The sequence below is a fragment of the Pseudomonas sp. SWRI77 genome, from assembly GCF_014269105.1.
Taxonomy (GTDB): domain Bacteria; phylum Pseudomonadota; class Gammaproteobacteria; order Pseudomonadales; family Pseudomonadaceae; genus Aquipseudomonas; species Aquipseudomonas capeferrum.
The window spans coordinates 229,344-254,421 of the sequence record NZ_JABWRV010000004.1; the positions used below are offsets into that span (position 1 = coordinate 229,344).

Here is a 25,078-nt window from a genome sequence, read left to right on the forward strand (position 1 = left end):
AGCCCGCTCCCACAGGTACCCCGCTTGATCTCAAGCTCAGCGGGGTACCTGTGGGAGCGGGCTCGCCCCGCGAAGAGGCCGGTACTGGCTGAGAATACGTCCCAGCCCAGCCCCGACATTTCATGCCACTCAGACCCCTTGCGGAATCTCCTCCCCACCCAACGCCTCGAACAGCACCGGCAGGAATTCGGTAAAGGTCATCATCATCAGCAGGAAGCTGGCATCGAACTGCTGCTGGGCTTCATCGCCGCCATCCTGTTCTGCCTGCTCTTGCAGCAGCTCCTCGAACTTCAGGCGCTTGATGACCATTTTGTCGTCCAGCACGAACGACAGTTTGTCCTGCCAGGCCAGGGCCAGCTGGGTGACCACCTTGCCGGTGCTCAGGTGCAGCTGGATTTCTTCGCTGGTCAGGTCCTGGCGCTTGCAGCGCACGATGCCACCGTCTTCGGCGGTGTCGCGCAGCTCGCACTCGTCCAGTACATAGAAGCCTTCGGCGGCTTGCTGCGACTTGACCCAGTCGGTCATGGTGGCAACGGGTGCGATCTTCACGGTTGCCGGGCGTACCGGCAGCGAGCCCATCACTTCACGCAGGGTCGACAGCAGGTCTTCGGCACGCTTGGCGCTGGCCGAGTTGACCAGGATCATGCCCAGGCGCGGCGCGATGGCGGCGAAGATCATCGAACGACGAATGAAGGCGCGCGGCAGGAAGGCCTGGATGATCTCGTCCTTGATCTGGTCGCGTTCCTTCTTGTAGACCTTGCGCATCTGCTCGGTCTCGATCTCTTCGACCTTTTCCTTGACGGCGTCATTGACCACGCTGCTTGGAAGGATACGTTCTTCCTTGCGCGCGGCGATCAGCAGGAACTCGCCGCTGACGTGCACCAGGGGAGCGTCTTCGCCCTTGCCGAACGGCGCGACGAAGCCATAGGTGTTCAGCTCCTGGCTGGCGCAGGGACGGGCCGGCTTGCTGGCCAGGGCGGTTTCCAGCGCTTCGGCGTCGAATGGAACATCCTGGGTCAGGCGGTAGGTCAGCAGGTTCTTGAACCACATGAGGGGCAATCTCTCCTTAATGCATAAGGCGGGCATTATTCTCCGAGCAGTGGTTCCCGTCCAACCCTGTCAGAGGGCCAGCACCTATATATAGAAGAAGAAAAGACCAGCGTTGCTAGGTCTTTGAAAGGCTTCGAAAATTTTTTTAGAAAAGTCGAAAAAAGTGCTTGCCAGGGTGGGGGCTCATCCGTAGAATGCGCGCCACACCGAGACGAAAGGGTGATTAGCTCAGCCGGGAGAGCATCTGCCTTACAAGCAGAGGGTCGGCGGTTCGATCCCGTCATCACCCACCACTCGATGTATAGCGCAGCGGTAGTTCAGTCGGTTAGAATACCGGCCTGTCACGCCGGGGGTCGCGGGTTCGAGTCCCGTCCGCTGCGCCATATTCAACTTCCAGGGCCCACTGAACACCCGGAAGTTACAGGAAAAGCGACCTTAGGGTCGCTTTTTTTGTTTGTGCTTTTTGAGGCGTTCTGCGGTTCAGCACGGCCCCTGTGGTAGCGGGCCGGCGTTGGCGGTGCAAGGCCGCATCAACGCATGCGCTCTTCCTCGCGCAACGTCAGCACTTCAACCCCTGCTTCGGTCACCGCCACCGTATGTTCCCACTGCGCCGACAGCGCATGGTCGCGGGTAATCACCGTCCAGCCATCCTTCAAGGTCCGAGTGCCACGCCCGCCTTGGTTGATCATTGGCTCGATGGTAAACACCATCCCGGGCTTGAGCTTCATGCCCATGCCGCGCTGGCCAAAATGCAGCACCTCGGGCCCTTCGTGCATCTGCTGGCCAATGCCATGGCCGCAATACTCGCGCACCACGCTATAGCCGGCTGCCTCGGCATGTACCTGGATGGCATGGCCAATGTCGCCAAGCGTCGCCCCGGGGCGCACTTGCTCGATGCCTTTCCATAGCGCGTCGTAGGTCGTTTCGACCAGCCGACGTGCCTCGTCGTTGATCGGGCCAATGCAGTACATCTTCGACGAATCGGCGATGTAGCCGCCTTGTTCAAGGGTGATGTCGACATTGATGATCGACCCCTCGTTGAGCACCTCATCCGCCTTCGGCATGCCGTGGCACACCACGTGGTCCACCGAGGTATTCAGGGCGTAAGGGAAACCGTACTGGCCCTTGCTTGCTGGCCGAGCCTTGAGCGTTTCGACGATATAGCGTTCGGCGTGGTCGTTGATCTGCATCGTGGTCACGCCGGGGCGTATGAAGCCATCGAGTTCAGCGAACACTTGGGCCAGCAACCGGCCGGCGTTGCGCATCAGGTCGAGTTGGGCGGGGGTTTTGAGGATCACCTGGGACATGGGGAGAAGGCAGTAACTCTGGCAAAAATGTGCCCCAGCATAGCGCCATGGGCCTTCGCGGTGCCACCGCATGGTGCGGCAAGCCGTCCCCGCACGGGCGCGCTGCCTTGCCAGCGAAGAGGCCCGCACAGCTGGCCCGCTAATTGCTGACTGACCCCTACCCAGGGCAATCAATGCCGATTGCCCGCACCTCTTCACGACAAAGGCGCCGTGTTGCCCCGCTTGCCATGCAAGCCGGGGCAGCCGGCGCCTTTTGCGTTTCCCCAAGGAGACCGGCCCATGAGCAGCAGCGAAGTACGCAGTGTCTGCCCGTATTGCGGCGTCGGCTGCGGCATCGTCATGCGCGTTGCCGATGGCAAGGTCAGCAAGATCAGCGGCGACAAGCAGCACCCCAGCAACTTTGGCCGCCTGTGCACCAAGGGCCTGACCGCGCACGTGCCGCTGACCGCCGCCGGGCGCATGGAGGATGCCTACCTGCGTCAGCAGCGCAGCCAGCCGCCGGTGCGCGCCAGCATGGACCAGGCCATTGCCGCCACCGCCGCGCGCCTGCGCGGCATCGTTGACCAGCACGGCCCGGATGCCGTGGCGCTGTATGTGTCCGGGCAGATGTCGCTGGAGGCCCAGTACCTGGCCAACAAACTGGCCAAGGGCTTTATCCGCACCCGCCATATCGAGTCCAACTCGCGCCTGTGCATGGCCAGCGCCGGCAGTGGCTACAAACTGTCGCTCGGTGCCGATGGCCCACCTGGCAGTTACCAGGACTTCGAGCACGCCGACGTATTCCTGGTCATCGGCGCCAACATGGCCGACTGCCACCCGATTTTGTTCCTGCGTCTGCTGGACCGGGTCAAGGCCGGCGCCAAGCTGATCGTCGTCGACCCGCGGCGCAGCGCCACCGCCGACAAGGCCGACCTGTTCCTGCAGGTACGCCCCGGCAGCGACATGGCCTTGCTCAACGGCCTGTTGCATCTGCTGCACCGCAACGGCCACACCCACCCCGACTTCATCGCTCGCCACACCGACGGCTGGGACGAACTGCCAGCCTTCCTCGACGACTACAGCCCCGAGCGCGTGGCCGCCATCACCGGGCTGGCCGAGGCCGACATCATCAAGGCCGCCGAATGGATCGGCCGTGCCAACGACTGGATGAGCTGCTGGACCATGGGCCTGAACCAGAGCATCCACGGTACTTGGCACAGTAACGCCCTGTGCAACCTGCACCTGGCCACCGGCGCTATCTGCCGCCCCGGTAGCGGGCCTTTCTCGCTGACCGGCCAACCCAACGCCATGGGCGGCCGCGAGATGGGCTACATGGGGCCCGGCCTACCAGGCCAGCGCTCGGCGCTGCTGGAGGGCGACCGCGCGTTCGTCGAACAGCAGTGGCAACTGCCACCAGGCAGCCTGCGCAGCGAAGGCGGCGAGGGTACGGTGGCGCTGTTCGAACAGCTGAAAGCAGGGGACGTGAAAGCCTGCTGGATCATCTGCAGCAACCCGGTGGCCAGCGTCGCCAACCGCCAGCAGGTGATCGACGGCCTGCGCCGGGCCGAGCTGGTGATCTCCCAGGATGCGTTTCTCGACACCGAGACCAACCGCTACGCCGATATCCTCCTGCCTGCGGCACTGTGGGCCGAAGGTGAGGGCGTGATGATCAACAGCGAGCGCAACCTCACCTTGATGCCACGCGCCGTGGCGCCTCCTGGCCAGAGCCTGCCGGACTGGCAGATCATCGCCCGGGTGGCCTGCGCGATGGGCTATGCCGACGCGTTCGATTACGCTGATGCCGAAGCGGTGTACGACGAGATTCGCCGCTTCCATAACCCCGCTACCGGCTACGACCTGCGCGGCATCGGCTACACCGACCTGCGTGCGCAGCCGCGCCAGTGGCCATGCGCACCAGGGCGTGACAGCGACCGCAGCCCATTGCGCTACCTGAACGATGGCAGCAGCCAGACGCTGCTGCATGGCGCCCAGGGCCAGCGCCCGGCGCTGGCGTTCCCCACCGCCAGCGGCAAGGCCCGCTTTTTCGCTCGGCCCTGGTTGCCGGCAGCGGAGTTGCCGGATGACGCCTACCCCCTGGTGCTCAACACAGGCCGCGTGCAGCACCAGTGGCACACCCTGACCAAGACCGGCAAGGTGCCGGCGCTGAACAAGCTGGAGCCTGGCCCTTTCATCGAAATCCATCCCGAGGACGCCGCACGGCTTGGCATCGCCGAAAAGGACCAGGTGGCCATTCGCTCGCGCCGTGGTCAGGCCGTGCTGCCGGCGCGCATCAGCGACCGGGTGATGCCAGGTAACTGCTTCGCGCCGTTTCACTGGAACGACCTGGTCGGCGAGCAGTTGGCCATCAATGCCGTCACCTGTGATGCGGTCGACCCACTGTCGCTGCAGCCCGCCTTCAAACACTGCGCCGTGGCCCTTGAGCGGGTTGCCGGCGAACGTATCGACGCCCTCGACCTGAGCGGCGCCACTGCCCACCCGGAGTCTGCCCACATGCCGACCGCCACCCTGTCTCGTCTGCTTGGCCTGGACAACCTGCCGGCCCCGGCGCTGGCCGAGCAAGAGCGCCATTACCTGCAGGGCTTCTTGCTTGGCTTGGAGCAGGCCCGCGTCGAGGGTGTGCCAAGCCTGCCGGCTAGCGCGCCAATGGCCGCTAACCGACGGTGGTTCGTTGACGGCCTGCTGGCGGGCGTGTTCGCGCAGCCTTCGGCGCTGCCCAGCCGGGCGCTGGAGGCGCCGCAGCACCAGGTGCTGTGGGCCTCGCAGACCGGTAACGGCGAAGCGCTGGCCGAGCGCTGTGCCGAGCGCCTGCGTGGTGCTGGCTTGGCGGTGCGCCTGAATTGCATGGATACACTCAGCCCGCAGCAGTTGCGCGGTGCTGCCAGTGTGGTGCTGATCGCCAGTACCTTCGGCGATGGCGACGCGCCCGACAGTGCGGCGCTGTTCTGGCAGGCACTGCAAGGCGAGGAGGGCGGCCACTGCGCCGATGTGCCCTATGCCGTATTGGCCCTGGGCGATTCCAGTTACGACCAGTTCTGCGGGTTTGGCCGCAAGCTCGATCAGCGCCTGGCCGAGCTGGGTGGGCGGCGCCTGCTGCAACGGGTGGATTGCGAGCCGGATTACGATGAGGCATTCGCCACCTGGCTCGACGCCTTGTTGGCGCAGTTGGCTGACGCCGCCGCGCCCCAGGGCAGTGGCGCGCCTTCGCCTGCGCAGGCCTGCAGCAAGCAGCAGCCATGGTCGGCCACCTTGCTGGAGAACCGCGTGCTCAATGCCCCGGGTGCCCGTAAGGAGACGCGCCAGTTGGTGTTCGACCTGGCTGGCAGCACCTTCAGCTACCAGGCCGGCGACGCCCTGGGCGTATGGCCGCGCAACTGCCCGGCGCTGGTCGAAGAGCTGCTGGCGCTGATGCGGCTCGATGGCCAGGCCCTGGTCGAGGTCAAAGGCCAGGCCGCACTGCCGCTGGCCGATGCCATGGAGGCGCACCTGGAAATCGCCAAGGTCACCCCGGCGCAGTTGCAGGTGTTCAGCCAGAGCGCCGAGGCCCTGCGCCGGTTGCTCCAGCCCGAGCACAAGGCCGAGCTGCAAAACTGGTTGTGGGGGCGGCAGTTGGCGGATGTGCTGCGCGAGTTCCCCCAGGACCTGCCCTTGGCCACCTGGCTCGACCTGTTAAAACCCTTGCAGCCGCGCCTGTACTCGATCAGCTCCAGCCCGTTGGCGCACCCTGGCCAAGTTCACCTGACCGTCTCGACGGTGCGTTACGGGCAGCGCAAGGGCGCTTGCTCGACCTTCCTCGCCGACCGCGCGCACGGCATCAAGGTGGCGATCTTCCCGCAGGCCTCGAAGCATTTTCGCCTGCCCGAGGACGATAACGTGCCGGTGATCATGGTTGGGCCGGGCACCGGCATCGCGCCGTTTCGGGCGTTTCTTGAAGAACGAGAAGCGCGCGGGGCACGCGGGGGCAACTGGCTGTTTTTCGGCGAGCAGTATGCGGCCAGCGACTTCTATTACCAGGCACAGTTGCAGGCATGGCAAGCGACAGGCCACTTGCGTCTGGATACCGCGTTCTCCCGCGACCAGGCCGAGAAAATCTATGTGCAGCAGCGCCTGCACGAGCAAGGCGCCGACCTTTGGCGCTGGCTGGAGGCGGGTGCGTACTTTTATGTGTGCGGTGATGCCCAGCGCATGGCCAAGGATGTGGACAGCGCGCTGCGCAGGGTCGTCGCCGAGCACGGCGGCATGAGTGAGGCCGCGGCGGATGCGTATGTTGAAGGGTTGAGCAAGGCCAAGCGTTATCGGCGCGATGTGTATTGAGTGCACCGGGATGGGGATGGGTGCACCTTGGCTGTGCGGTTTTTTCTGGAATGTCCGATGACTTTTCTGGCCCTGTCGCGTTTGAACAGGCGATACAGCATTTGGCACATTCCCTGCTTTATCACGTTCACAACACGCCCCACTGATCAACGGCGATCAACCAGGGGCACACCCTGATGAGTACAGGCAAAGGCGCCTGGAGCTTCCGCTCCAGGCGTTTTTTTTTGATCGAGGATCGGCTATGACGGCAACAGCGAACGGCGGGCAACGAGAGCAACTGGTGATTGTCGGCAACGGCATGGTCGGCCACCACTGCGTCGAGCAATTGATCGAGCGTGGCGCCTTGCAGCACTTCGAGGTGCGAGTGTTCGGTGAAGAACGCCAGCGTGCCTACGACCGTGTGCACCTCTCCGAATACTTCGGCGGCAGCTGCGCCGAGACCCTGGCGATGTGCGAGCAGGGTTTCTACCCCAGCCAAGGCGTGCACCTGCACCTGGGCGAAGCGGTGGTGGAGATCGACCGCACGCGCCGCGAGGTGGTTACCCCCCAAGGCCGCTACGCGTACGACCAGTTGATACTGGCCACCGGCTCCTACCCGTTCGTCCCGCCGATCGAAGGGTCCAGCGGCAACGCTCGCCTGGTCTACCGCACCCTCGACGATCTCGATGCAATCCGCGCCGCCGCCAGCAATGCCCAGCGTGGCGTGGTGGTGGGTGGCGGCCTGCTGGGCCTGGAGGCGGCCAATGCACTCAAGTCCCTGGGCCTGGAAGCGCATGTGGTGGAGTTTGCCCCACGCTTGATGCCGGTGCAGCTGGACAGCGAGGGCGGTGCGGCGCTCAAGGCACAGATCGAGGCCCTGGGCGTGGGCGTGCACTTGTCCCGCGCCACCCAGTCGATCAGTGCCGGTGAGGGCTATCGCTACCGCATGAACTTCGACGGCGGCGAACACCTGGAAACCGACCTGATCGTGTTCTCCGCCGGCATCCGCCCGCAGGACGCCCTGGCCCGCGCATGCGGGTTGGACATTGCCGCGCGAGGCGGGGTGGTAGTCGACAACCACTGTCGCACCAGCGATGCGCGCATCTTCGCCATCGGCGAGTGCGCCTCGTGGAACGGCAGCGTGTTCGGCCTGGTTGCGCCGGGCTACAGCATGGCCCGTAACCTGGCGGCGCTGCTGGCGGGGGATGCTGCGGTCGCCTTCACCGGTGCCGACATGTCGACCAAGCTCAAGCTGCTGGGCGTGGATGTCGGCTCGATCGGCGATGCCCATGGCGCCACGCCGGGCTCGCGCAGCTACCGCTTCATCGACGAAGCCAACGCCGCCTACCGCCGGCTGGTGGTGGATGCCAGCGGCAAGCATGTGCTGGGCGCGGTGCTGGTGGGTGACAACAGCTACTACGACACCCTGTTGCAGTACGCGCAGAACGGTATAGCCCTGCCTGCCGACCCGGCCACGTTGATCCTGCCACAAACGGGCGGCGCGCCGGCCCTGGGTGCCGATGCCCTGCCCGACAGCGCGACCATCTGCTCGTGCCACAACGTCAGCAAGGGCGCGGTCTGCGCCGCCATCGACAGCGGCTGCAGCGACCTTGCCTCGGTCAAGGGCTGCACCAAGGCGGCCAGCGGTTGCGGCGGCTGCGCGGCCTTGCTCAAGCAGGTGTTCGAGCACGAACTCACGGCCCGCGGCGTGACGGTCGACAAGAGCCTCTGCGAACACTTTGCCTACACCCGCCAGGAGCTTTACGGGCTGGTACGGGTTGGCGGTATCCGCACTTTCCATGATCTGCTCGTGCGCCATGGCAAAGGCCATGTCGGCTGCGCTATCTGCAAGCCGGCGGTGGGCAATATCCTTGCTTCGTGCTGGAACCAGCCGATCATGGACCCGGCGCTGGTACCGCTGCAGGACACCAACGACACGTTCATGGCCAACATGCAGAAAAACGGCACTTACTCGGTGGTGCCGCGCATACCGGGCGGTGAAATCACCCCCGACAAGCTCATCGTCATTGGCCAGGTGGCCAAGAAGTACGACTTGTACACCAAGATTACCGGCGGCCAGCGCATCGACCTGTTTGGGGCCCAGTTGCACGAACTGCCGCTGATCTGGGGCGAGTTGATCGAGGCCGGCTTCGAGACGGGCCATGCCTACGGCAAGTCGACCCGCACGGTGAAGTCATGCGTGGGCAGCACCTGGTGCCGTTATGGCGTGCAGGACAGCGTGGCCATGGCCCTGCGCCTGGAGGACCGCTACAAGGGCCTGCGCAGCCCGCACAAGCTCAAGTTCGCGGTATCCGGCTGCACCCGCGAATGCGCCGAAGCGCAGAGCAAGGACATCGGCGTGATCGCCACCGACAAGGGCTGGAATCTCTACGTCTGCGGCAACGGCGGCATGCGCCCGCGCCACGCCGAGCTGTTCGCCACCGACCTGGACGACGACACCTTGGTACGCCTGATCGACCGCGTGCTGATGTTCTACATCCGCACCGCCGACAAGCTGCAACGCACCTCGGTATGGCGCGAAAACCTGGAGGGCGGGTTGGCCTACCTCAAGCAGGTGATCCTCGACGACAGCCTGGGCCTGGCAACCGAGCTGGAAGCACAGATGCAGCATGTGGTCGATCACTATGAATGCGAATGGGCCAACGCCCTCAACGACCCGGAAAAGCTCAAGCGCTTCCGCACCTTCGTCAACGACCACCGCGCCGACCCGGACGTGCACTTCGTCCGCGAGCGCGAACAACGCCGCCCTGCTGCAGCGTTGCACCTGATCCCCACTGTCGAGGAGGCTGTCTGATGAACCTGTCAAATACTGCTGTAGCGCACCAACCCAACTGGCAAACGGTCTGCCAGGCCCGCGACCTGGTTGCCGATTCCGGCGTGGTGGTGTGGCACGAGGGTGCCCAGGTGGCGCTGTTCTATCTGCCAGGGCAGGAGCAGGCGTTGTATGCGCTGGACAACCGTGACCCGCGCTCGGGGGCCAACATCATCGGCCGTGGGCTGGTGGGGAGTGTGCAGGGCCAGCTGGTGGTGGCGGCGCCGCTCTACAAGCAGCATTTCAGCCTGCACAGCGGGCATTGCCTGGAGGATGCCGCGCAGCGGCTGCGGGTGTGGCCGGTGCGGATCAATGGTGAAGCGGTGGAGCTGGCGGTGGCGTGATGAATTGTTGAAGCCCCGGACGCTGTTCGCCGTTGGATTTTCGCCGTATGGGAGATCGAGCGCCGCCCGCGCGGCGCTCGATCTCCCTGGCGACAAAAACGCTGCGGCGAGCACTATAAAAGCTGCCCACTCCCCCCAATGCGGTAAGCTTCAGGCCATGAACCTCGACACCCGCATCAAGTACCGCCACCTGCTGTGCTTCCTGGAGATCGCCCGGCAGGGCAGCCTGGCCAGGGCTGCAGACAGCCTCGCGATCAGCCAGCCAGCGATTTCCAAGACCCTCAAGGAACTCGAAGAGCTGCTGGAAGCACGCCTGTTCGAACGCAGCCGGCACGGCGTCGAACTGACCCCGGCCGGCACTCGCTTCATGCGCTACGCCGGGCCCAGCGTACAGGCCCTGCGCGATGGCGTGAGCAGCCTGCGCGGCGAAGCACGGGCGCCGTCACAAGTGCGCATTGGCGTGCTCTCTACCGTCGAGGGCTTGTTGATGCCCGAAGTGCTGTGCCGCCTGCATCAGCGTCATGAGGCGTTGCTGATCAGCGTGGTGACCGGGGCCAGTGCGCAGTTGCTCGGGCAGTTGCGCCTGGGTGAGCTGGAGCTGGTGGTCGGGCGCATGACCGACAGCCCGCAGATTCAAGGCCTGTCGTTCGAGCACCTGTACAGCGAGTCGATGAGCCTGGTCGTGCGGCCGGGGCACCCGCTGCTGGCAACTACGCCAGTGGAGCGGGCGCAGGTAGGGCGCTATCCGCTGGTCTTGCCACCCCCCGGCACCACCATTCGCCAGCACGCCGACAGCCTGTTCGTTCAATGTGGTGTGCAGCTGCCGGCGCAGCGCTTGGAGACCTTGTCGTTGGCCTTGAGCCGCCGCTATCTGCTGGGCAGTGATGCCGTGTGGGTGGCACCGCGCGACGCCGTGCTGATCGACCTTGGCCGTGGCGAACTGGTCGAACTCGACCTGGGCGTGCGCGAGCCGGGCGGCTCGGTCGGCATCTGTCGCAATGCCGCCTTGCCGCAGAGCCTGCCGGGGCAGTGGGTGTGCGAGGTGCTGCGCGAGGTGGCGGGGCAGTACCGCGAGGGTAGCTACCCTTGAACCCGTGCTGTCAGCAGGGCACTGAGCGCCTTGAGGTTGTCATCGCTCAGGCTGCCGCTGGCCGCCATCAGGCGTAGCTGCGCCTGCAAGATGGCATAGCGCTGGCGGGCCAGTTGCAGGCGGGTGCGGGTTAGCTGCTGCTCGGCATCCAGCACGTCGCTGCTGATGCGCGCGCCTGCCTCGAAGGCGTGCGTGGTGATCCGCAGGTCACTCTGGCTGGAGCGCAGGGCCTGTTGCAGGGCCTGGTACTGGCTGATGCCGCCCGTCAGGTTGAGGTAGGCCTGGCGCGCCATGAAATCAGCTTCGCGCCGTGCATCTTCCAGCTCATCTTCGGCCGCGCCCTGCAGGGCACGCGCCTCGCGGGTACGGCTCTGAGTACCGCCACCGGCATACAGCGGCACGCTCAGTTGCACGCCAACCACCGTCTGGGTGTATTTCTCCTCGGGTACGGTGACGTCGTAAAGGCTGCCACCGACCGAGGCAAAACGGCCATGCGCGGCCACCAGGTCGAGGGTTGGCAGGTGGCCGGCTCGTTGTTTTTCCACTTCCTGCTCGGCGATCAGTTGGCGCACCTCGGCGGCCTGCACCTTCAGGTTGTGCTGGCGTGCCTGGTCGGTCCAGGCATCCAGCCGGGCCGGTTGCGGGCCACTGAACGCCACCTCGTCGTCGAGCCTGGCCAACTCGCCCGGCGTGCTGCCGGTCAGCCTCGCCAATGCCTGCTGGTTGAGGCGCAAGGCATTGCCGGCGGCAATCTGTTCGGCCTGCGCCAGGTCGTAGCGGGCCTGGATGCGCTGCACTTCGTTTTCGGTCCCCGAGCCCTCGCGCCGAAAGCGCTGTGCCTTGTCCAGCTGCTGGCCAAGGGTCTGCATTTGCTGGCGGCTGGTGCCCAGTTGGTCTTCGGCAAGCAACAGCTCGAAGTAGGCGTCGGCCACGCGCAGTATCAGGTCCTGGCGTGCGGCCAGCAGGTCGATTTCGCCCGCCGTTGCCAGGGCCTTGCCCTGTTCATGGCCGATGACGTTCTGCCAGCGTAGCAGGGGCTGGATCAATACCAGCGCGTAGGCATTGGAGTTGTCGCGGTTGCGGCTGGCCGCCCCGCTGTGTTCGCGGTCGACCCAGGCTGCGCCGCTTTCAAGGGACAGGTGCGGCAGCAACGTGGCCAGCCCCTGCGGGGCCTTTTGCGCGGCCGCCAGCTGGCGTTGCTGGGCGGCGGCATAGGCCATGTCATGCCCCAGGGCCTGCTGGTAGGTCTGGTACAGGTCGCGGGCCTGTACGGGGCTGGCGCAGACCAGCGCCAGTATCAGCACCGCTAGGCGGATTCGTGTGCATTGTCCGAGCACGTCGCGGACTCCTTTGCAAGTGAGGGCTTGTGTTGGCGGGGGTTGCGCATCAGTAGCACCATCGGGACGCCGATCAGCATCACCGCACCGAGCAGGCCGAAGAGCATGCTGAAACCGAGCATCTGCGCCTGCTCCCGGGCCTGGACGAAGGCCAGCAGGGCGTTGGCCTGGTCAGCGCCGAGCAGCTCGGTGGAGAGCCGCCGCGGGTCGAGGCTGGCCAGGTCCCAGCCGCTGGTGACCAGGCGGTTTTCGTCGACATGCTCGGCGAGCTGCCGGTAGCGCGCCCAGGAAAAACGCGTGAGCAGGGTGGCGGCGATGGCGATACCGACGCTGCCACCGAGCTGGCGCATCAGGTTGAGCACGCCCGAACCTACCGAGATCAGCTGTACCGGCAGTTGGCGCATGGCCAGGTTGGTCAGCGGCACGAAGATCATGCCCAGGCCGAACCCCCGGATGATCAGCGGCCAGTACAGTGTGTCGGGGTTGCTCTGCAGGGTGAACTGGGTATGCAGGTACATGGCGTAGCCGTAGACCAGGATGCCCACGCAGATGAAGTAGCGCTCATCGATGCGGTTTTCCTGCGACAGCTTGCCGATCACCAAGGTGCTGACCGCGCTGGCCAGGGCCCCAGGGAAGATCACCAGGCCGCTCTGGTAGGCACTTTGTTCGAGCAGCGTCTGCAGCAGCAGGGGCACCATGAACAGCGTGCTGTACAGGCCGAAACCGACGCAGAAGGCGCACACCGAACCCAGCAGGAACTCGCGGTTGTTGAACAGCGCCAGGTTGACGATCGGGTTGCTCACCCGCCGCTCCCAGTAGCAGAAGCCCACCAGGCCAAGCAGCGCCAGGGCCAGGCACAGCAGGCTCAGGTCCGACTCCAGCCAGTCCCAGTGCTCGCCGCGCTCCAGCAGGATCTGCAAGCTGCCGACACCGACGGCAAGCAACAGGAAACCCAGGTAGTCGATGCTCTGCGGGCGTCGCTCGTTGGGCGAGTCGCCCACGCACAGCCAGGCCAGCAGCAGGGCCAGCGCACCAATGGGCAGGTTGATCAGGAAGATCCAGTGCCAGGAGAACTCATCGATCAGGTAGCCCCCCACCGACGGGCCGAGGGTCGGCCCCATCATCACCCCGACGCCATACAAGGCCATGCCTGAGCTGACCTTCTCCTTGGGGAACACGTCATAGATGATCGCCTGCGAGATGCCCAGCAGGCCGCCCCCGGCCAGGCCTTGTATCACGCGCCACAGCACCAGCTGCCAGAGCTCCTGGGACACGGCACAACCGAGCGACGCCAGCACGAACAGCGCCGACGACACCAGGTAGTAGCGGCGCCGGCCAAACCAGGCAGACAGCCAGCCGCTGGCTGGCAGGATCACCACATTGGCCACGATGTAACCGGTAGAGATCCAGGAGATTTCGTCCACCGACGCGCCAAAGCTGCCCATCAGGCTTGGAATGGCGACGTTGACGATGGTCACGTCGAGCAGCTCCATCATCGAGATCAAGGTAACCGTCACGGCCACCAGCCAGGGCGACTTCATAGTACCTGCCCGCTGTCGCGGGTATCGACCTCGACGAACACGCTCATGCCTTGGCTAAGTGCCTGTTGCATGGCCGTGGGCAGTTGCCGGAACTCGATCCGTGCCTGGATGCGCTGCACCACCTTGGTGAAGTTGCCGGTGGCGTTCTCCTGCGGCAGCAGCGAGAACCGCGCACCGGTGGCCGGTACCAGGCTGTGCACCACACCCTCGAACTGCTGCCCGGGAAAGGCGTCGACGCTGATGCGTGCCGGTTGGCCGACCCGTACTCGGCCGATCTGGGTTTCCTTGAAGTTGGCCACCACCCACATGCGTTCGGTGCTGACCAGGCTCAGCAGCTTTTGCCCGGCCACCACGAATTGCCCAGGCTGCACATCCTTGTGCACGATGACCCCGGCCCGTGGCGAGGCCTGCCGGGTATCCTGCAGCTCGATACGGGCCAGGGCCAAGGCCGATTCGGCTGCCTTGATCCGGTACTCTTCCACCTTCAGTGCCGCCTGGTTGGCCAAGGTGCCTTCACGGGCGGCGGTGGAGTTGTTCCGGGCAGCCTGCAATTGATGGTTCAGGGCATCGAAGCGCGCGCGCGCGGCTTCCAGGTCCTGGGTGCTGACCACCCCCTGCTCGGCCAGCCGTTGCGTACGCCGATAGTCGCTGCGGGCCTGCTCGGCGTTGGCCACCAGTTGTCCGGTGGTGGCCTGTGCTGCCTGGCTGCGTGCGGCGGCACTGCGCACCTGGCTGTCCATCAGGCCAGGCATGCCGCCCTGGCCTGTGGCGACCAGCGCGCCCAGATAATTGGCTCGGGCCTGTTCGAGCCGCTGCTGGTATTCGTCCTCACGCACCTGGAACAGCAGGTCTCCCTGCTTCACCCGGGTGTTCTCGTGCACTGGCACTTGTACCACCACGCCGCTCAGCCTGGCCCGAATAGGGATGATCACGCCTTCCACTTCGGCGTTGTCAGTGCTGACGTACTGCTTTGCGTATTGCCAGCGTTGCAGCCCCAGTACGGCCAGGCCTGCGATGACCAGCACCGATACTGCCAACTTGGTGTACTTGCCTTTCACCATGTCACACGCTCTCGTCCTTGTCGTTTAAGGCCATTGCCCCTTGCCTGCGGCCTGCGCAGGCAAGGGGCAATGCTCAGCTGGCTGCCGCCACGCAAGTGGCTTGCGCAGTCGCGGTGGCGCGCTGGTTGAGCAGTTCGAACACGCCGTCCCACAGCACGGTACGGGCCACCAGCGCATCGGCTGCACTCTTGGCCAGCGCCTGTTGCTGCGCGGGTTCGCTGACGATCTCGGCGATGATGCGTTTGGCCGCCGGGCCGTGATCGTCACCGTCCATCTCGATGTGGCGCTTGAGGTAGTAGGTCAGCATCGGCACGCTGGCTTCCTCGATCGCCCAGCGCTGCAGCAGGCCGCCGAACATGTCGGGGATGATGTCCTCGCGGCCGAAGAAGAAGTACGCCAGTACCTGCTCGGTCGAGCCGTGAAGGGCAACGTCGAGGGTCTTGCTGACGAATACCTTGGCCGGCAGCGGGATGTCGACGTTGGTCAACGCCTGGGCCAGTGGCACGCCTGCTTGCAGCAGGGCCTGGAATTGACGGAACGGGCCAGTGTCGGCGCCAATCTCGTCCATGGCGCTGAGGTACAGGTCCAGGTGGCTGATGAAGCCGCCGCCAGGGTGCTCGTCGGTTTCTTCGCCGGTGACGATCTCGTTGATCAGCCGCGCGGCAATGATGTGCCGCGGCGGCAGCCAGGGCAGGCTGACGCAGGTCAGGTCGCGCTGGATACGCTTGAGCAGGGTCATGAAATCCCACACGGCGAACACGTGGTTCTCCATCAGCAGGCGCACGTCATCCAGCGAGCTGATCCTGGCGAACAGGGGGTGTGCCAGCAGGGTGCGGCGTTCATTTTCGATCATTGCATCAACATCAAAAGACATACTCGGCTCCTTGAGTGTGGGGGCGGTGTACCGGGCGCTAATTACTGCCCGGGGCGGCCTGGCGGTGGCATTGCTTGCCAGGCGCCGGCATAGGGGAAACGTGCCTTGCAGTAGCGCAAGGCGCCGAAGAAATGCGGTTCGAGCAGCGCCTGGCGGCCTTCGTACCAACCGCTGGCGAGCAGTTGGCGGTGCAGCCGTGGCAGGCGCCAGCACGGCACCCGTGGGTACAGGTGGTGCTCCAGGTGATAGTTCGAACCCAGGTGCAGCAGGGTGCTCAGCCAGGCGGTGCGCGAGCGTGCCACCGGCCGGTCGACGCAGGCCTCGAAGGCATGCTCCTGATAGGCGTTGAGCGCGGAAATCAACAAGGCCAGCAACAGGCACCCAGCCATCGCCGGCAGCAGCACCGGCCACTTCGTCGCCAGCGCCAGCCACAGCGCCGGCCACAGCAGTTGGCAGGCCAGATTGACCCTGGCCAGCAAGCGGATCTGCTTGTCCGGAAGCGGCAGCGTGCCTTCGACCTTGGCGCCGGGCAGGGCCAGGCGCACGGTCTGCAGCAGGTACCAGGCGGTGGCATGCAGGCGTGACACCAGCAGCCGGGTCACGGCCAGGCGATAGCGCCGCAACAGGCGCCAGTCCGGGTCCTTGGGGCCGCCGTTATGGCGATGGTGCTGCCAGTGGTCGACGAAGTAGCCGGTGACGCAGAAGCCGGTCAGCATCGAGCTCAGCAACACCGCCAGCATGCAGCTGTACAGGCGGTTTTCGCTAAGGTTGAAGTGGAAGCCCTCGTGGCCCAGGATGCCCTGCAGAAACAGGCCGTAACCCGCCGGCAGCAGCAGTGGAAGGGCCAGCGGCCATGCCTGCGGCAGCTGGCTGAGGGTCTCCACCAGTACTGCCAACGGGACGGCGAACAGCAGCAACGCATAGCCGACCACCCAGGTGGTTTCCAGCGCCGACGGCTTGAGCAGGCTGCGGTCCGGGCGTAGCGTGGGCTTGTCCAGTGCCAGTTGCGTCATCGGCCTGCCCTCAGTCGATCAGTTCGGGCTTGAGCGACAGCTGCCCGGCGTTGCTCAGGCGGCGCAGGCGCAGGCTGATGAACGCGTCGACCACGCTCGGCAGCCAGCGGGCGGTGTACATGGCCACGCTGCCGAGGAAGGTCAGGCCACGGTTGCGCAGGCCACGCTGGGTGCAGGCACGTACCAGGCCATTGCTGGCGTCATCGAGTTTTTCTTCCAGCGACAGCAGCACGCGCTCGCCGCGCTTGAAGCTGACCAGGCGCTTGACCGACAGGCCGACCCGTTCGGCCGGGTCGTGAATGGCCGTGTCGATGAACCCAGGGAACACCGTTACCACGTCCAGTTGCCCGGGGTACTGCATACGCAGTACATCCGAATAGGCACTCATGGCCCGTTTGCTGGTGGCATAGGCGGCGACGTAGGGCGCGTTCACCAGGGCAAACAGCGATGACACGTTGACCACCTTGCCCTGCGTGCGCAGCAGCGCCGGCAAGAACCGCGAGGTCAACTGCCAGGGGGCCAGCAGGTTGATTTCCAGGGCGCGGCGCACGTCGTCGTTAACCCCCGTCTCGCCGCGCTCCAAGGTCAGCACCCCGGCATTGTTGACCAGGATGTCGATGTCGCCGAAGCGCTCCAGGATCGAGGCGGCGGCTTCGTCCAGGCGCTCGCGGTCGCACAGGTCGAGCAGGTAGTAGGCATCGAAGTTGAGGGCCGTGTGCGGTTCGAGCCGGTCGATGCCGATCACGGTTGCACCTTGCTGCTTGAGCTTGCGTGCGGTTTCCAGGCCTAGGCCGCGTGCCGCGCCGGTGATGACGACGATCTTGTTGAGCAGTTTCACAGGGTGACTCCGTTGGCAATGCTGAAGGTAGCGCCATGCAGGTAGCGGTCGAGGTTGGCCGTCATGCTGAAACGCCCGGGAGGGTGGAACTGCAGGCCACGGGTGCTGGCCAGCCAGTCGCAACTCAGGTTCGAGCGGATGAAGGCCAGGCCACCGAGCATCTGGTGGGCCAGGTCGGAGGCGCTGGCCAGTTGCTGTTCGATGCCGTAGCGGGTCAGCAGCAGGCGCGCGAGCAAGTCATCGGCGTCGCCTTGCAGCTGATCGACCTCATGCGCCAGGCCCTCCAGGGCGCTCAGGCACAATTGCAGTTGGCAGGCCAGTTGCACCCGCTGCTGGTCGCTCCAGCGGCGCTCGTCGATTGCCCGTTCCACCAGGCCCATGCAGGCCCCCAGGTAACTGGCGCTGATCAGCAGCTCGAACCAGATGAAACCGATGGTCTGTACATCGCCCAGCTGCGACTTCAACCCGGCGGAGAAGATCATCTTCTCGCTGACGTACACATCCTCCAGGCGCAGCTCCAGGCTCTGTGCACCGGCCAAGGCGCTGTTGCCCCAGAACGGGTGGTGGCTGATGCCCGGTGCGGACGCGGGGATGAGGGCGATCATCAGCTCTTCGCCGTGCTCGCTGGCACGGCTGAAGCTGGCGGTCAGCAGGTCCATCGAGCGGGTCAGGCTGCACGGTTGCTTGCTGCCGCTCAGGCGTACGCCGTCGGCCAGTTGCAAGGCTTCCATGCCGGCATCGAGGATGCCGCCACCGGGCACGCCCTCAGCGAAGCCGGACGCCAGCAGCAGGCGCTGCCGGGCGATGGCTGACAACAGCAGGCCTTCGGCGCCTGTGCCCTTGGCGGCAACCGCGACCAGGCTGGCCACGGAAAACTGATGCATGGTGCTGGCCACGGCCAGCGAGGGCGACAAGGCGCCGAGGGCAAGCTGCACATGCAGCGCTTCGCGCGCGCTGGCCCCCAGGCCACCGCCAGCCCCGGGCACCAGCAAGGCAACCGGCCCGTTCTGCTTGAACCAGTCCACCACCGGGCTGCCTGCCGCCTCGCGCTGCTCGAATGGCAGTTCTGTCAGCAGGTCGGCGAAGCCTGGGGCAAAGCGGTTCAGGGTTTGCCTGGCGTTTTGCAGGAGTGGCAACGGCATGGCATCAATCCTTGATCTGGCTGTTCGGGAACAGGCCACTGATGATGGCGCTGATGTTGTCGTGGATGGCTTGCCGCGCTACCGGGTCGAGCATGTCGGCAAGCATCGGCAGGCCCAGGTCGAAGCACGAGCGGAAGGCAATGCTGGCGCCCTCGGCGGTTTCGCTGACTTGCCAGGAGCCGGAGAAGTGGTCGATGTCGCCTGCGGTCTGGCGGAAGTGGATATGCAGGTTGTCGGGGTCGAAGACATCGCGTTCCTGCCACTTGAGAATGCCGCTGTGGAAGTTCACCTCCCAGTTGCTCAGCACCTCGTGCTCATGGATCGATTCGATCTCGATGTTGCGCACCGATTCGCACAGCTGGGGGTAGAGGCTGAAGTTGCTGATGGCGGCGTAGACCTGTTCGGCACTCTGGCTGGGAACATGGGCGGTCAGGCTGACTTCTTTCATTTCGGTGTCCTATTCGAAGGTGCGGGCAAGGGCGCGGGCGAAACCGCCAAGCAGCCATTCAACGTCGCTGTCGCTGTACAGGGCTGGCGGTGTCAGGCGGATTACCCGGTGATCGTTGAGCGAATGGTTGACCACGATGCGTTGGTCGATCAGGTGCATGACCATGTTTGCCGCCAGCCCGGCGTCGACGAACTCGAGGCCGAGCAGCAGGCCGGCGCAACGCAGCTGCACCTGTGCGCCGCGCGGGTGTTGCCGCAGCACGGTCTGCAGGCCCAGCTGCAGGCGTTGGCCCAGGGCTGCGGCGCGCTCCACCAGCTGTTCGCGCTGCATCACGTCGAGGGTCGCCATCACTGCGGCCATGGCCAGCGGGTTGGCGCCGAAGGTGGAGGTGTGCATCAACGGGTTGCGGTTGAGCGGCGCCTGCATGTCGGCGTTGCAGACCATGGCGCTGACCGGCACGCAGCCACCGGACAGGCTTTTGCCGACCAGCAGGATGTCGGGCACCACTGCCTCGTGGTCGCAGGCCCACCAGCGACCGGTGCGGCCCAGGCCAGACTGGATTTCATCGGCAATCAGGATTGCGCCGTACTGGTCGCACAGTTTGCGCACCTGCTGCAGGTAGCCGGCCGCAGGCACGATCACCCCGGCTTCGGCCTGTACCGGCTCAAGGATCACGCAGGTGCGTTCGGGTTGTGCCTGCAACTGCAGGCGTAGCGCCTCGGCATCGCCAAAGGGCACGAAATGGCTGTCGCCCAGGCGGTCGGCGAACGGTGTGCGATACAGAGCCCTGCCGGTGACCGCCAGTGCGCCAAGGGTCTTGCCGTGGTAACCACCCTGGGTAGAGATCACGTGCTGGCAGCCATTGAGCCAGGCCAGCTTGAGCGCCGCCTCGGTGGCTTCGGTGCCGGAGTTGCAGAAGTACACATACTGCAGCGGGTCAGGGCATACCGCAGCCAGGGCCGCAGCGGCCTGGGCCTGGAACGGGTTGAGCATCAGCTTGCTGGCCATCGGATGGCTGTGCAACTGGCGGCTGACTTGCTCGACGACCTGCGGGTGCGAATGCCCGAGCAGGAACACGCCATAGCCTCCGGCATCCAGGTAGCGATGGCCGTCCATGTCGAACAGATAGACGCCTTCGGCACCCACCTCGATAGGCAGGTTCATCATCGAGGCCAGGCGGGCATAACCCGCATTGACATGGTCACGGTACTGCGCGCGCACGCGCTCGGCATCAAGCCCTTCGGGCAGGGGGGTGAAGCTGTTCATCGTTCAGGCCTCCATGGCCAGTTCGCCACGGCGCTCGCCCGCTGCTGGAATCTTCAGCATGCGTTGCATGGCCGAAAGCTTGGGCGCCAGGCATGCCAAGGTAAGCGCCAACTCCTGGCGCGGTGAGCGCTGGGCCAGGCGCTGGGCCGGCAACAGTTGCTCCAGGGAGCTGGGCAGCGGCTGCAGCAGGCTGGCGTAGCGGCACAGTTGGGTCGCCCGGCCGAGGGCTGCGCGGATGTTCTCTTCGAGGGCCGGCAGGAACACCGGGCGTACCAGGCGTTCGTAGATGTCCGGGTTCATGCAGCGCGGGCGCTGGAAGGGTGTGCTCTGGTCTTGCATTTGTTCGCACATGAGGTCGAGCAGGGTGCGGATATCCAGCGCCTGTGGGCCGTTGGTGAGGAAGTAGTCGTCACCGATCAGGCGCTGATCCAGGGCACTGGCGATGCCGGCAGCTGCCACGTCGCGGGCGATGACATCGACACGGCCGCCCTCAGGGCAGGGGATGATCGGCAGGTAGCCCGACATCATCAGCCCCATGGTCAGGTGAAAGCCCTGCAGCATGGGCATGTGGCCGCTGTGGCTGTCGCCGATGATGATCGACGGGCGAAAGATCGAAACCGGTACGCCGGCCTCACGCACCAGGGTCTCGGCTTGGCGCTTGACCACTTCGTACGGGGTCGAGGGCATCACCCCTGGGTGGTAGTCACAGGGGTGGGTGAAGGCAGTGCTGATGTGGTACAGCGGTACGTCGGCATCGCGGACAAACTGCAGCACCTGCTCGGTGCCTTGGTAATTGACCGAGAACACCGCTTCGGCATGGCCATCCAGGCGGGTAATGGCCGCGCAGTGGATGACCCAGTCGACTCGTTTGGTCAGCGCCAGGTAGTCCGCGTGGGACAGGCCCATGTGCGGTTGGCAGATGTCACCGCGCAGGGTTTCGACCCCAGGGTGGCGAATGCTGCTGCGACGGGTCAGGCAGACCAGGTGATAGCGCTCGGCCAGTTGGTCGATCAGGGTATCGCCCAGTACACCGGCTCCGCCGGTAAGGAAAACGGTCAGCCGCGTTTGTCCAGACATGGACTAGCACTCCTTGCTCGCTAGGTTGATGAAGTGGCCCGTCTGCCTGGCAGCCGCAAGGGGGCCAAGAAACCGGAGCGATTAAAAAAGCCGACCTGTGTGCCTGTGTTTCAGTGGCAACGGCCGGCAAGCGGCCCTGCGCCTGGGTGGAGACCCCGATCGGCGCGGGCTGGAGGGGATGATGGCGATTTAGAACTGCTGATTCTTGAACGAATCGCTTGTATTGCGCAGTACCACGGCGACGCGGCTGGGCGACATGCCGACCATGCGCCGCATCATGCGGGTGAGGTGGGCTTGGTCAGCGAAGCCGCCGGCGATGGCGGCATCGCTGAGGCTGGCGTCGTGGGCGAGGGCATGGCAGGCACGTTCGAGCTTGCGCCAGATGATCCATTGCGACAGTGGCACGCCCATCTGGTGCGTGGCGAAAAAGCGCAGGCGTGGGCTGGACAGGCCTACCGCGCTGGCCGCGCGCGACACCGCGCCGATGCCCGCCCAGTCCTGGCGCAGCAGGTGCAGGGCATTGGACAGGCGTGGGTCGAAGCTGTCGGGGGGCACCAGCTTGAGTTCCAGGGCTGCGACTACCTCATCGAAGTTGGCCGCCTGGCGCACGCAATCGACGATGTCAGGGCTGACCGCTGCCTTGCCGCTCTCGTCGAGCAGGGCTTTCAATGCGCGGCCAAGCGGCGCGTCCGGGTAGAAGTAAAGGAAGGCAACGCGGTCGGCGTTGGGCAACGAGCGATGGTCGACGGAGGGCCCGATCAGTACCCCCGGTGCACTGAGGGTATGGTTACCGAACTCCACGGTGATGTCGTAGCGCAGGCCGATGCACAGCTGGATGGCGACGTGGGCGTGGGCTGCGGTTTGGTCGGTCTTGCCGGTGTAGCCCAGCCAGTAATCACCGAAAGTTACTGCTCCGTCCCATCTCATTGTGCATCCCTGAAGCCCGTTCTAGACAGCCTGGCCGCGCCCGGGCCAGCATCCTGAAAGCGGCAGATGATAGCGTTATGGTATATCTTGGTCGATACAAAGCGTAACGAATGATCTTTTGCACTAATTAAGGCTTTTCTGATGCATGCAAGGCTGTTGAACTAATCAGTGTTTACCCGCTCCTATGCCGGTAGCCATTGGTCACGGCCGCCTGCTAAGCTCGCGGCTTTACCCTGATTGCCCTTATGGCGCATGAACAAGGAAATAGCATGAAACAGCATCGTTTGGCGGCTGCGGTTGCCCTGGTAGGCCTCGTATTGGCTGGCTGCGACCAACAGGCCAGCAGCCCCGAGCTGAAGACTCCGGCACAGAAAGCCTCCTACGGTATCGGCCTGAACATGGGCAAAAGCCTGGCTCAGGAAGGCATGGAAGACCTTGACTCCAAAGCGGTCGCGCTGGGCATCGAAGACGCGGTCAGCAAGAAAGAGCAGCGCATCAAGGACGAAGAGCTGGTAGAGGCCTTCACCTCGCTGCAGAAGCGCGCCGAAGAGCGTCTGGCCAAGGCCAGCGAAGAAGCCGCTTCCGCCGGCAAGAAGTTCCTCGAAGACAACGCCAAGAAGCCAGGCGTGGTCACCACCGCTTCGGGCCTGCAGTATGAAGTGATCAAGAAGGCCGACGGCCCGCAGCCCAAGCCGACTGACGTGGTCACCGTTCATTACGAAGGCAAGTTGACCGATGGCAAGGTGTTCGACAGCTCCGTCGAGCGCGGCAGCCCGATCGACCTGCCGGTCAGCGGCGTCATCCCAGGTTGGGTCGAAGGCCTGCAACTGATGCACGTCGGCGAGAAGTACAAGCTGTTCATCCCGGCCGAACTGGCTTACGGCGCCCAGAGCCCGAGCCCGCTGATCCCAGCCAACTCGGTACTGGTATTCGACCTTGAGCTGATCGCCATCAAGGACCCGGCACAACTGCAAGGTGCAGAGCCGGAAGCCGAAGCACCGGCGCAAGCGCCTGCCGAAGCACCAGCAGAAGAACCAGCCAAGTAATACTGGCTGCTTTTGCAGAAAACGCCCCGTCTTGACGGGGCGTTTTCGTTTCGGCGGTAGACGCTTGGAAGAACCTCTGTCGGCTGATACTGTCCGAGCAATAGCAGCGTGATGAAGTAGGATGCTTCTGACGCAAATCGTTTGCGCAACTGAAACGACTGTGTAAAAAACGCCCGATCTGACCGGGACCCTTGCCTAGTGGGCACCTGACGTCAGAAACTTCGCCCTGTTCACAAGGTTATCCACAATAAATGTGGATAACCTCCCTCTCGGAGGCTCCATGAGCGCACCCTGGAATTTCGCCCGTTTCCTGCCGCTGGCCGAGCGCCTGCTCAGCCGCGGGCGGTTACCGGCCCTGCTGTTCGCTGTGGCCCGCAAAGGCCCACGGATCGGTCAGCTGCGCGAGGATGTAAAGCTGCTGCAGTCACTGTGCCTGGCCTGGTGGCGGGGTGAGTACCGCGCCATCAGCCCCAAGGCACTGGTGACCATCGTTGCCGGCCTGCTGTACTTCGTCAGCCCTATCGATGCCATCCCCGACTGGTTGCTGGGGGTCGGGTTCCTCGACGATATTGCCGTGCTGGGCTGGGTGCTGAAAACCGTCGCGGATGAGCTGGGGCGTTTCAAAGCCTGGCGCGACAGCCAGGCGCCAGAGCGGTTGCGGGTGGTGGAGCGCTTGCCGAACTCCCCCGAAGCCTTGCGCCTGGAACGTAATACGCAGTGAAATCAGCCTGAGCTGCACACACTCCCGTACTTGGTAATATAATTGGCATAAGGATTATGCCTATGGATTACATGCCGTAATCCCACGTAAGGGGGTTGTAATGGGTATTCAGGTTATTAGCCGGGACGGTCAGCCCGAGTACGCAGTCGTTCCCTGGGAGCAGTACCAGGCACTGTTGAAGGCAGCAGGGCAGGCGCCTGCCGAGGCAAGCGCCAGTGAAACGCCGGTCAGTGCCGCCAGTGCGCCCTTGCCGGCTTTCAGCGAGGTGGCGCAGATACGTGAGGCGAAGGGCATTGCCCCTGAGCTACTGGCGCGCAACGTCGGCGTCAGCCCGGCCTATCTGGCCATGATCGAATCAGGCGAGCGACAGCCGGACGCCGCTATCCGCCGCGCCCTGGCCTGGCACCTGGGTGTGGCGGGTTGGAGCGAGCCATCATGAGCCAGGTCAGGATCAGCCGCCAGCACTGGCAGAACCTGCTGGACGAGCTTGACCTGGCCCGTCGTCAACGTCATTTGCTGACGTATCGCGCGCTCATCGAGCGCTTGCAATTGCCCAGCCCGGCCATGCAGACCCTGACCGCCGCGTTGGAGTACCTGGCCGTGATCGATGCGCGCGCCGAGCAGCCGTTGCGCAGTTCGCTGGTCATCAGCCAGGGCGCCAGCCGCCTGCCGCGTACCGGGTTTTTCGAGTGCGTCGAGCGGCTGGGCCGTTTTGCCGGGCCGGTTGATGGCATGGAGGCGGCGTCGTGGCATGCCTCGGAAGTCGTCAGGGTATTTGAGTACCCCTATCCGGAAACCGCCTGACAGCCACCGCTCCTACAAAAAGGGCCGGGTGTTTTCACACCCGGCCCTTTTTGTTAAACAGCGCAGCAC

Annotated in this window: 21 protein-coding genes and 2 tRNA genes; 10 read left to right on the plus strand and 13 right to left on the minus strand. The window is 64.7% G+C overall.

The window, feature by feature from the left end:
* Positions 1 to 129: 129 nt before the first annotated feature.
* Complete coding sequence (gene rdgC / locus HU766_RS06370; RefSeq protein ID WP_033700777.1) at positions 130 to 1,050, minus strand: recombination-associated protein RdgC; 921 nt, start codon at positions 1,048 to 1,050, stop codon at positions 130 to 132.
* A 217-nt stretch (positions 1,051 to 1,267) separates the two neighbouring features.
* On the opposite strand from rdgC, the gene HU766_RS06375 reads away from it, so the two are divergent.
* A tRNA-Val gene (locus HU766_RS06375) sits at positions 1,268 to 1,343 on the plus strand.
* 13 nt (positions 1,344 to 1,356) lie between these two features.
* Positions 1,357 to 1,433, plus strand: a tRNA-Asp gene (locus tag HU766_RS06380).
* A 147-nt stretch (positions 1,434 to 1,580) separates the two neighbouring features.
* Here HU766_RS06380 and map read toward each other — a convergent pair.
* Positions 1,581 to 2,357, minus strand: coding sequence for a type I methionyl aminopeptidase (gene map, locus HU766_RS06385; protein WP_186654591.1), 777 nt, complete (start codon positions 2,355 to 2,357; stop codon positions 1,581 to 1,583).
* Positions 2,358 to 2,636: 279 nt separating this feature from the next.
* Here map and HU766_RS06390 point away from each other — a divergent pair, with 279 nt between their 5' ends.
* From HU766_RS06390 to pcaQ, 4 genes are all read left to right on the plus strand, one after another.
* A complete protein-coding gene (locus HU766_RS06390) occupies positions 2,637 to 6,668 on the plus strand; it encodes a bifunctional nitrate reductase/sulfite reductase flavoprotein subunit alpha (protein ID WP_186654593.1) in 4,032 nt (1,343 codons plus the stop codon).
* Between the two features lie 241 nt (positions 6,669 to 6,909).
* Positions 6,910 to 9,462: a nitrite reductase large subunit NirB gene (gene nirB, locus HU766_RS06395; protein ID WP_186654596.1), complete on the plus strand. Its 2,553-nt coding sequence runs from the start codon at positions 6,910 to 6,912 to the stop codon at positions 9,460 to 9,462.
* On the plus strand, positions 9,462 to 9,824 hold the full coding sequence (gene nirD, locus HU766_RS06400) for a nitrite reductase small subunit NirD (RefSeq protein WP_033700771.1): 363 nt from the start codon (positions 9,462 to 9,464) through the stop codon (positions 9,822 to 9,824). Before nirB ends, nirD begins: the two co-directional genes overlap by 1 nt.
* Positions 9,825 to 9,981: 157 nt before the next feature.
* The gene (gene pcaQ / locus HU766_RS06405; protein WP_033700770.1) at positions 9,982 to 10,914 is read left to right on the plus strand and encodes a pca operon transcription factor PcaQ; all 933 of its coding nucleotides are present in this window, start codon (positions 9,982 to 9,984) and stop codon (positions 10,912 to 10,914) included.
* On the opposite strand, the gene HU766_RS06410 is transcribed toward pcaQ, so the two are convergent.
* From HU766_RS06410 to HU766_RS06460, 11 genes are all read right to left on the minus strand, one after another.
* The gene (locus HU766_RS06410; protein ID WP_186654598.1) at positions 10,905 to 12,251 is read right to left on the minus strand and encodes a TolC family outer membrane protein; all 1,347 of its coding nucleotides are present in this window, start codon (positions 12,249 to 12,251) and stop codon (positions 10,905 to 10,907) included. The two genes, pcaQ and HU766_RS06410, sit on opposite strands and share 10 nt — an antisense overlap.
* Positions 12,221 to 13,792 carry a DHA2 family efflux MFS transporter permease subunit gene (locus HU766_RS06415; protein WP_033700768.1) on the minus strand — a complete coding sequence of 524 codons (1,572 nt, stop codon included), beginning with the start codon at positions 13,790 to 13,792 and terminating at the stop codon, positions 12,221 to 12,223. The genes HU766_RS06410 and HU766_RS06415 overlap by 31 nt, the downstream gene beginning before the upstream one ends.
* Positions 13,789 to 14,853, minus strand: coding sequence for an HlyD family secretion protein (locus HU766_RS06420; protein ID WP_186654601.1), 1,065 nt, complete (start codon positions 14,851 to 14,853; stop codon positions 13,789 to 13,791). Before HU766_RS06420 ends, HU766_RS06415 begins: the two co-directional genes overlap by 4 nt.
* Positions 14,854 to 14,926: 73 nt before the next feature.
* The gene (locus HU766_RS06425) at positions 14,927 to 15,727 is read right to left on the minus strand and encodes a DUF3050 domain-containing protein (RefSeq protein WP_186654604.1); all 801 of its coding nucleotides are present in this window, start codon (positions 15,725 to 15,727) and stop codon (positions 14,927 to 14,929) included.
* 41 nt (positions 15,728 to 15,768) lie between these two features.
* The gene (locus tag HU766_RS06430) at positions 15,769 to 16,740 is read right to left on the minus strand and encodes a fatty acid desaturase (RefSeq protein WP_186654607.1); all 972 of its coding nucleotides are present in this window, start codon (positions 16,738 to 16,740) and stop codon (positions 15,769 to 15,771) included.
* Positions 16,741 to 16,750: 10 nt separating this feature from the next.
* The gene (locus HU766_RS06435; RefSeq protein WP_033700762.1) at positions 16,751 to 17,578 is read right to left on the minus strand and encodes an SDR family NAD(P)-dependent oxidoreductase; all 828 of its coding nucleotides are present in this window, start codon (positions 17,576 to 17,578) and stop codon (positions 16,751 to 16,753) included.
* Positions 17,575 to 18,720, minus strand: coding sequence for an isobutylamine N-hydroxylase (locus HU766_RS06440; RefSeq protein WP_047581711.1), 1,146 nt, complete (start codon positions 18,718 to 18,720; stop codon positions 17,575 to 17,577). The genes HU766_RS06435 and HU766_RS06440 overlap by 4 nt, the downstream gene beginning before the upstream one ends.
* Positions 18,721 to 18,724: 4 nt before the next feature.
* Entirely contained in the window at positions 18,725 to 19,168 is a 444-nt protein-coding gene (locus tag HU766_RS06445) for an SRPBCC family protein (RefSeq protein WP_047581713.1), read from the minus strand.
* 9 nt (positions 19,169 to 19,177) lie between these two features.
* On the minus strand, positions 19,178 to 20,434 hold the full coding sequence (locus tag HU766_RS06450; RefSeq protein WP_186654610.1) for an aminotransferase class III-fold pyridoxal phosphate-dependent enzyme: 1,257 nt from the start codon (positions 20,432 to 20,434) through the stop codon (positions 19,178 to 19,180).
* Positions 20,435 to 20,437: 3 nt separating this feature from the next.
* Entirely contained in the window at positions 20,438 to 21,511 is a 1,074-nt protein-coding gene (locus tag HU766_RS06455; protein WP_033700757.1) for an SDR family oxidoreductase, read from the minus strand.
* A 189-nt stretch (positions 21,512 to 21,700) separates the two neighbouring features.
* Positions 21,701 to 22,438 carry an AraC family transcriptional regulator gene (locus HU766_RS06460; protein WP_033700755.1) on the minus strand — a complete coding sequence of 246 codons (738 nt, stop codon included), beginning with the start codon at positions 22,436 to 22,438 and terminating at the stop codon, positions 21,701 to 21,703.
* Positions 22,439 to 22,707: 269 nt separating this feature from the next.
* Between HU766_RS06460 and HU766_RS06465 the strand changes: the two genes are divergently transcribed.
* The 4 genes from HU766_RS06465 to HU766_RS06480 all read left to right on the plus strand — a co-directional run bounded on the left by HU766_RS06465 (position 22,708) and on the right by HU766_RS06480 (position 25,009).
* Positions 22,708 to 23,484 carry an FKBP-type peptidyl-prolyl cis-trans isomerase gene (locus HU766_RS06465; RefSeq protein WP_047581718.1) on the plus strand — a complete coding sequence of 259 codons (777 nt, stop codon included), beginning with the start codon at positions 22,708 to 22,710 and terminating at the stop codon, positions 23,482 to 23,484.
* Positions 23,485 to 23,764: 280 nt separating this feature from the next.
* Positions 23,765 to 24,205: a YkvA family protein gene (locus HU766_RS06470; protein ID WP_033700753.1), complete on the plus strand. Its 441-nt coding sequence runs from the start codon at positions 23,765 to 23,767 to the stop codon at positions 24,203 to 24,205.
* Between the two features lie 100 nt (positions 24,206 to 24,305).
* Positions 24,306 to 24,644: a helix-turn-helix transcriptional regulator gene (locus HU766_RS06475; RefSeq protein ID WP_033700751.1), complete on the plus strand. Its 339-nt coding sequence runs from the start codon at positions 24,306 to 24,308 to the stop codon at positions 24,642 to 24,644.
* Complete coding sequence (locus tag HU766_RS06480) at positions 24,641 to 25,009, plus strand: hypothetical protein (protein ID WP_033700749.1); 369 nt, start codon at positions 24,641 to 24,643, stop codon at positions 25,007 to 25,009. The genes HU766_RS06475 and HU766_RS06480 overlap by 4 nt, the downstream gene beginning before the upstream one ends.
* Positions 25,010 to 25,078 lie beyond the last annotated feature (69 nt).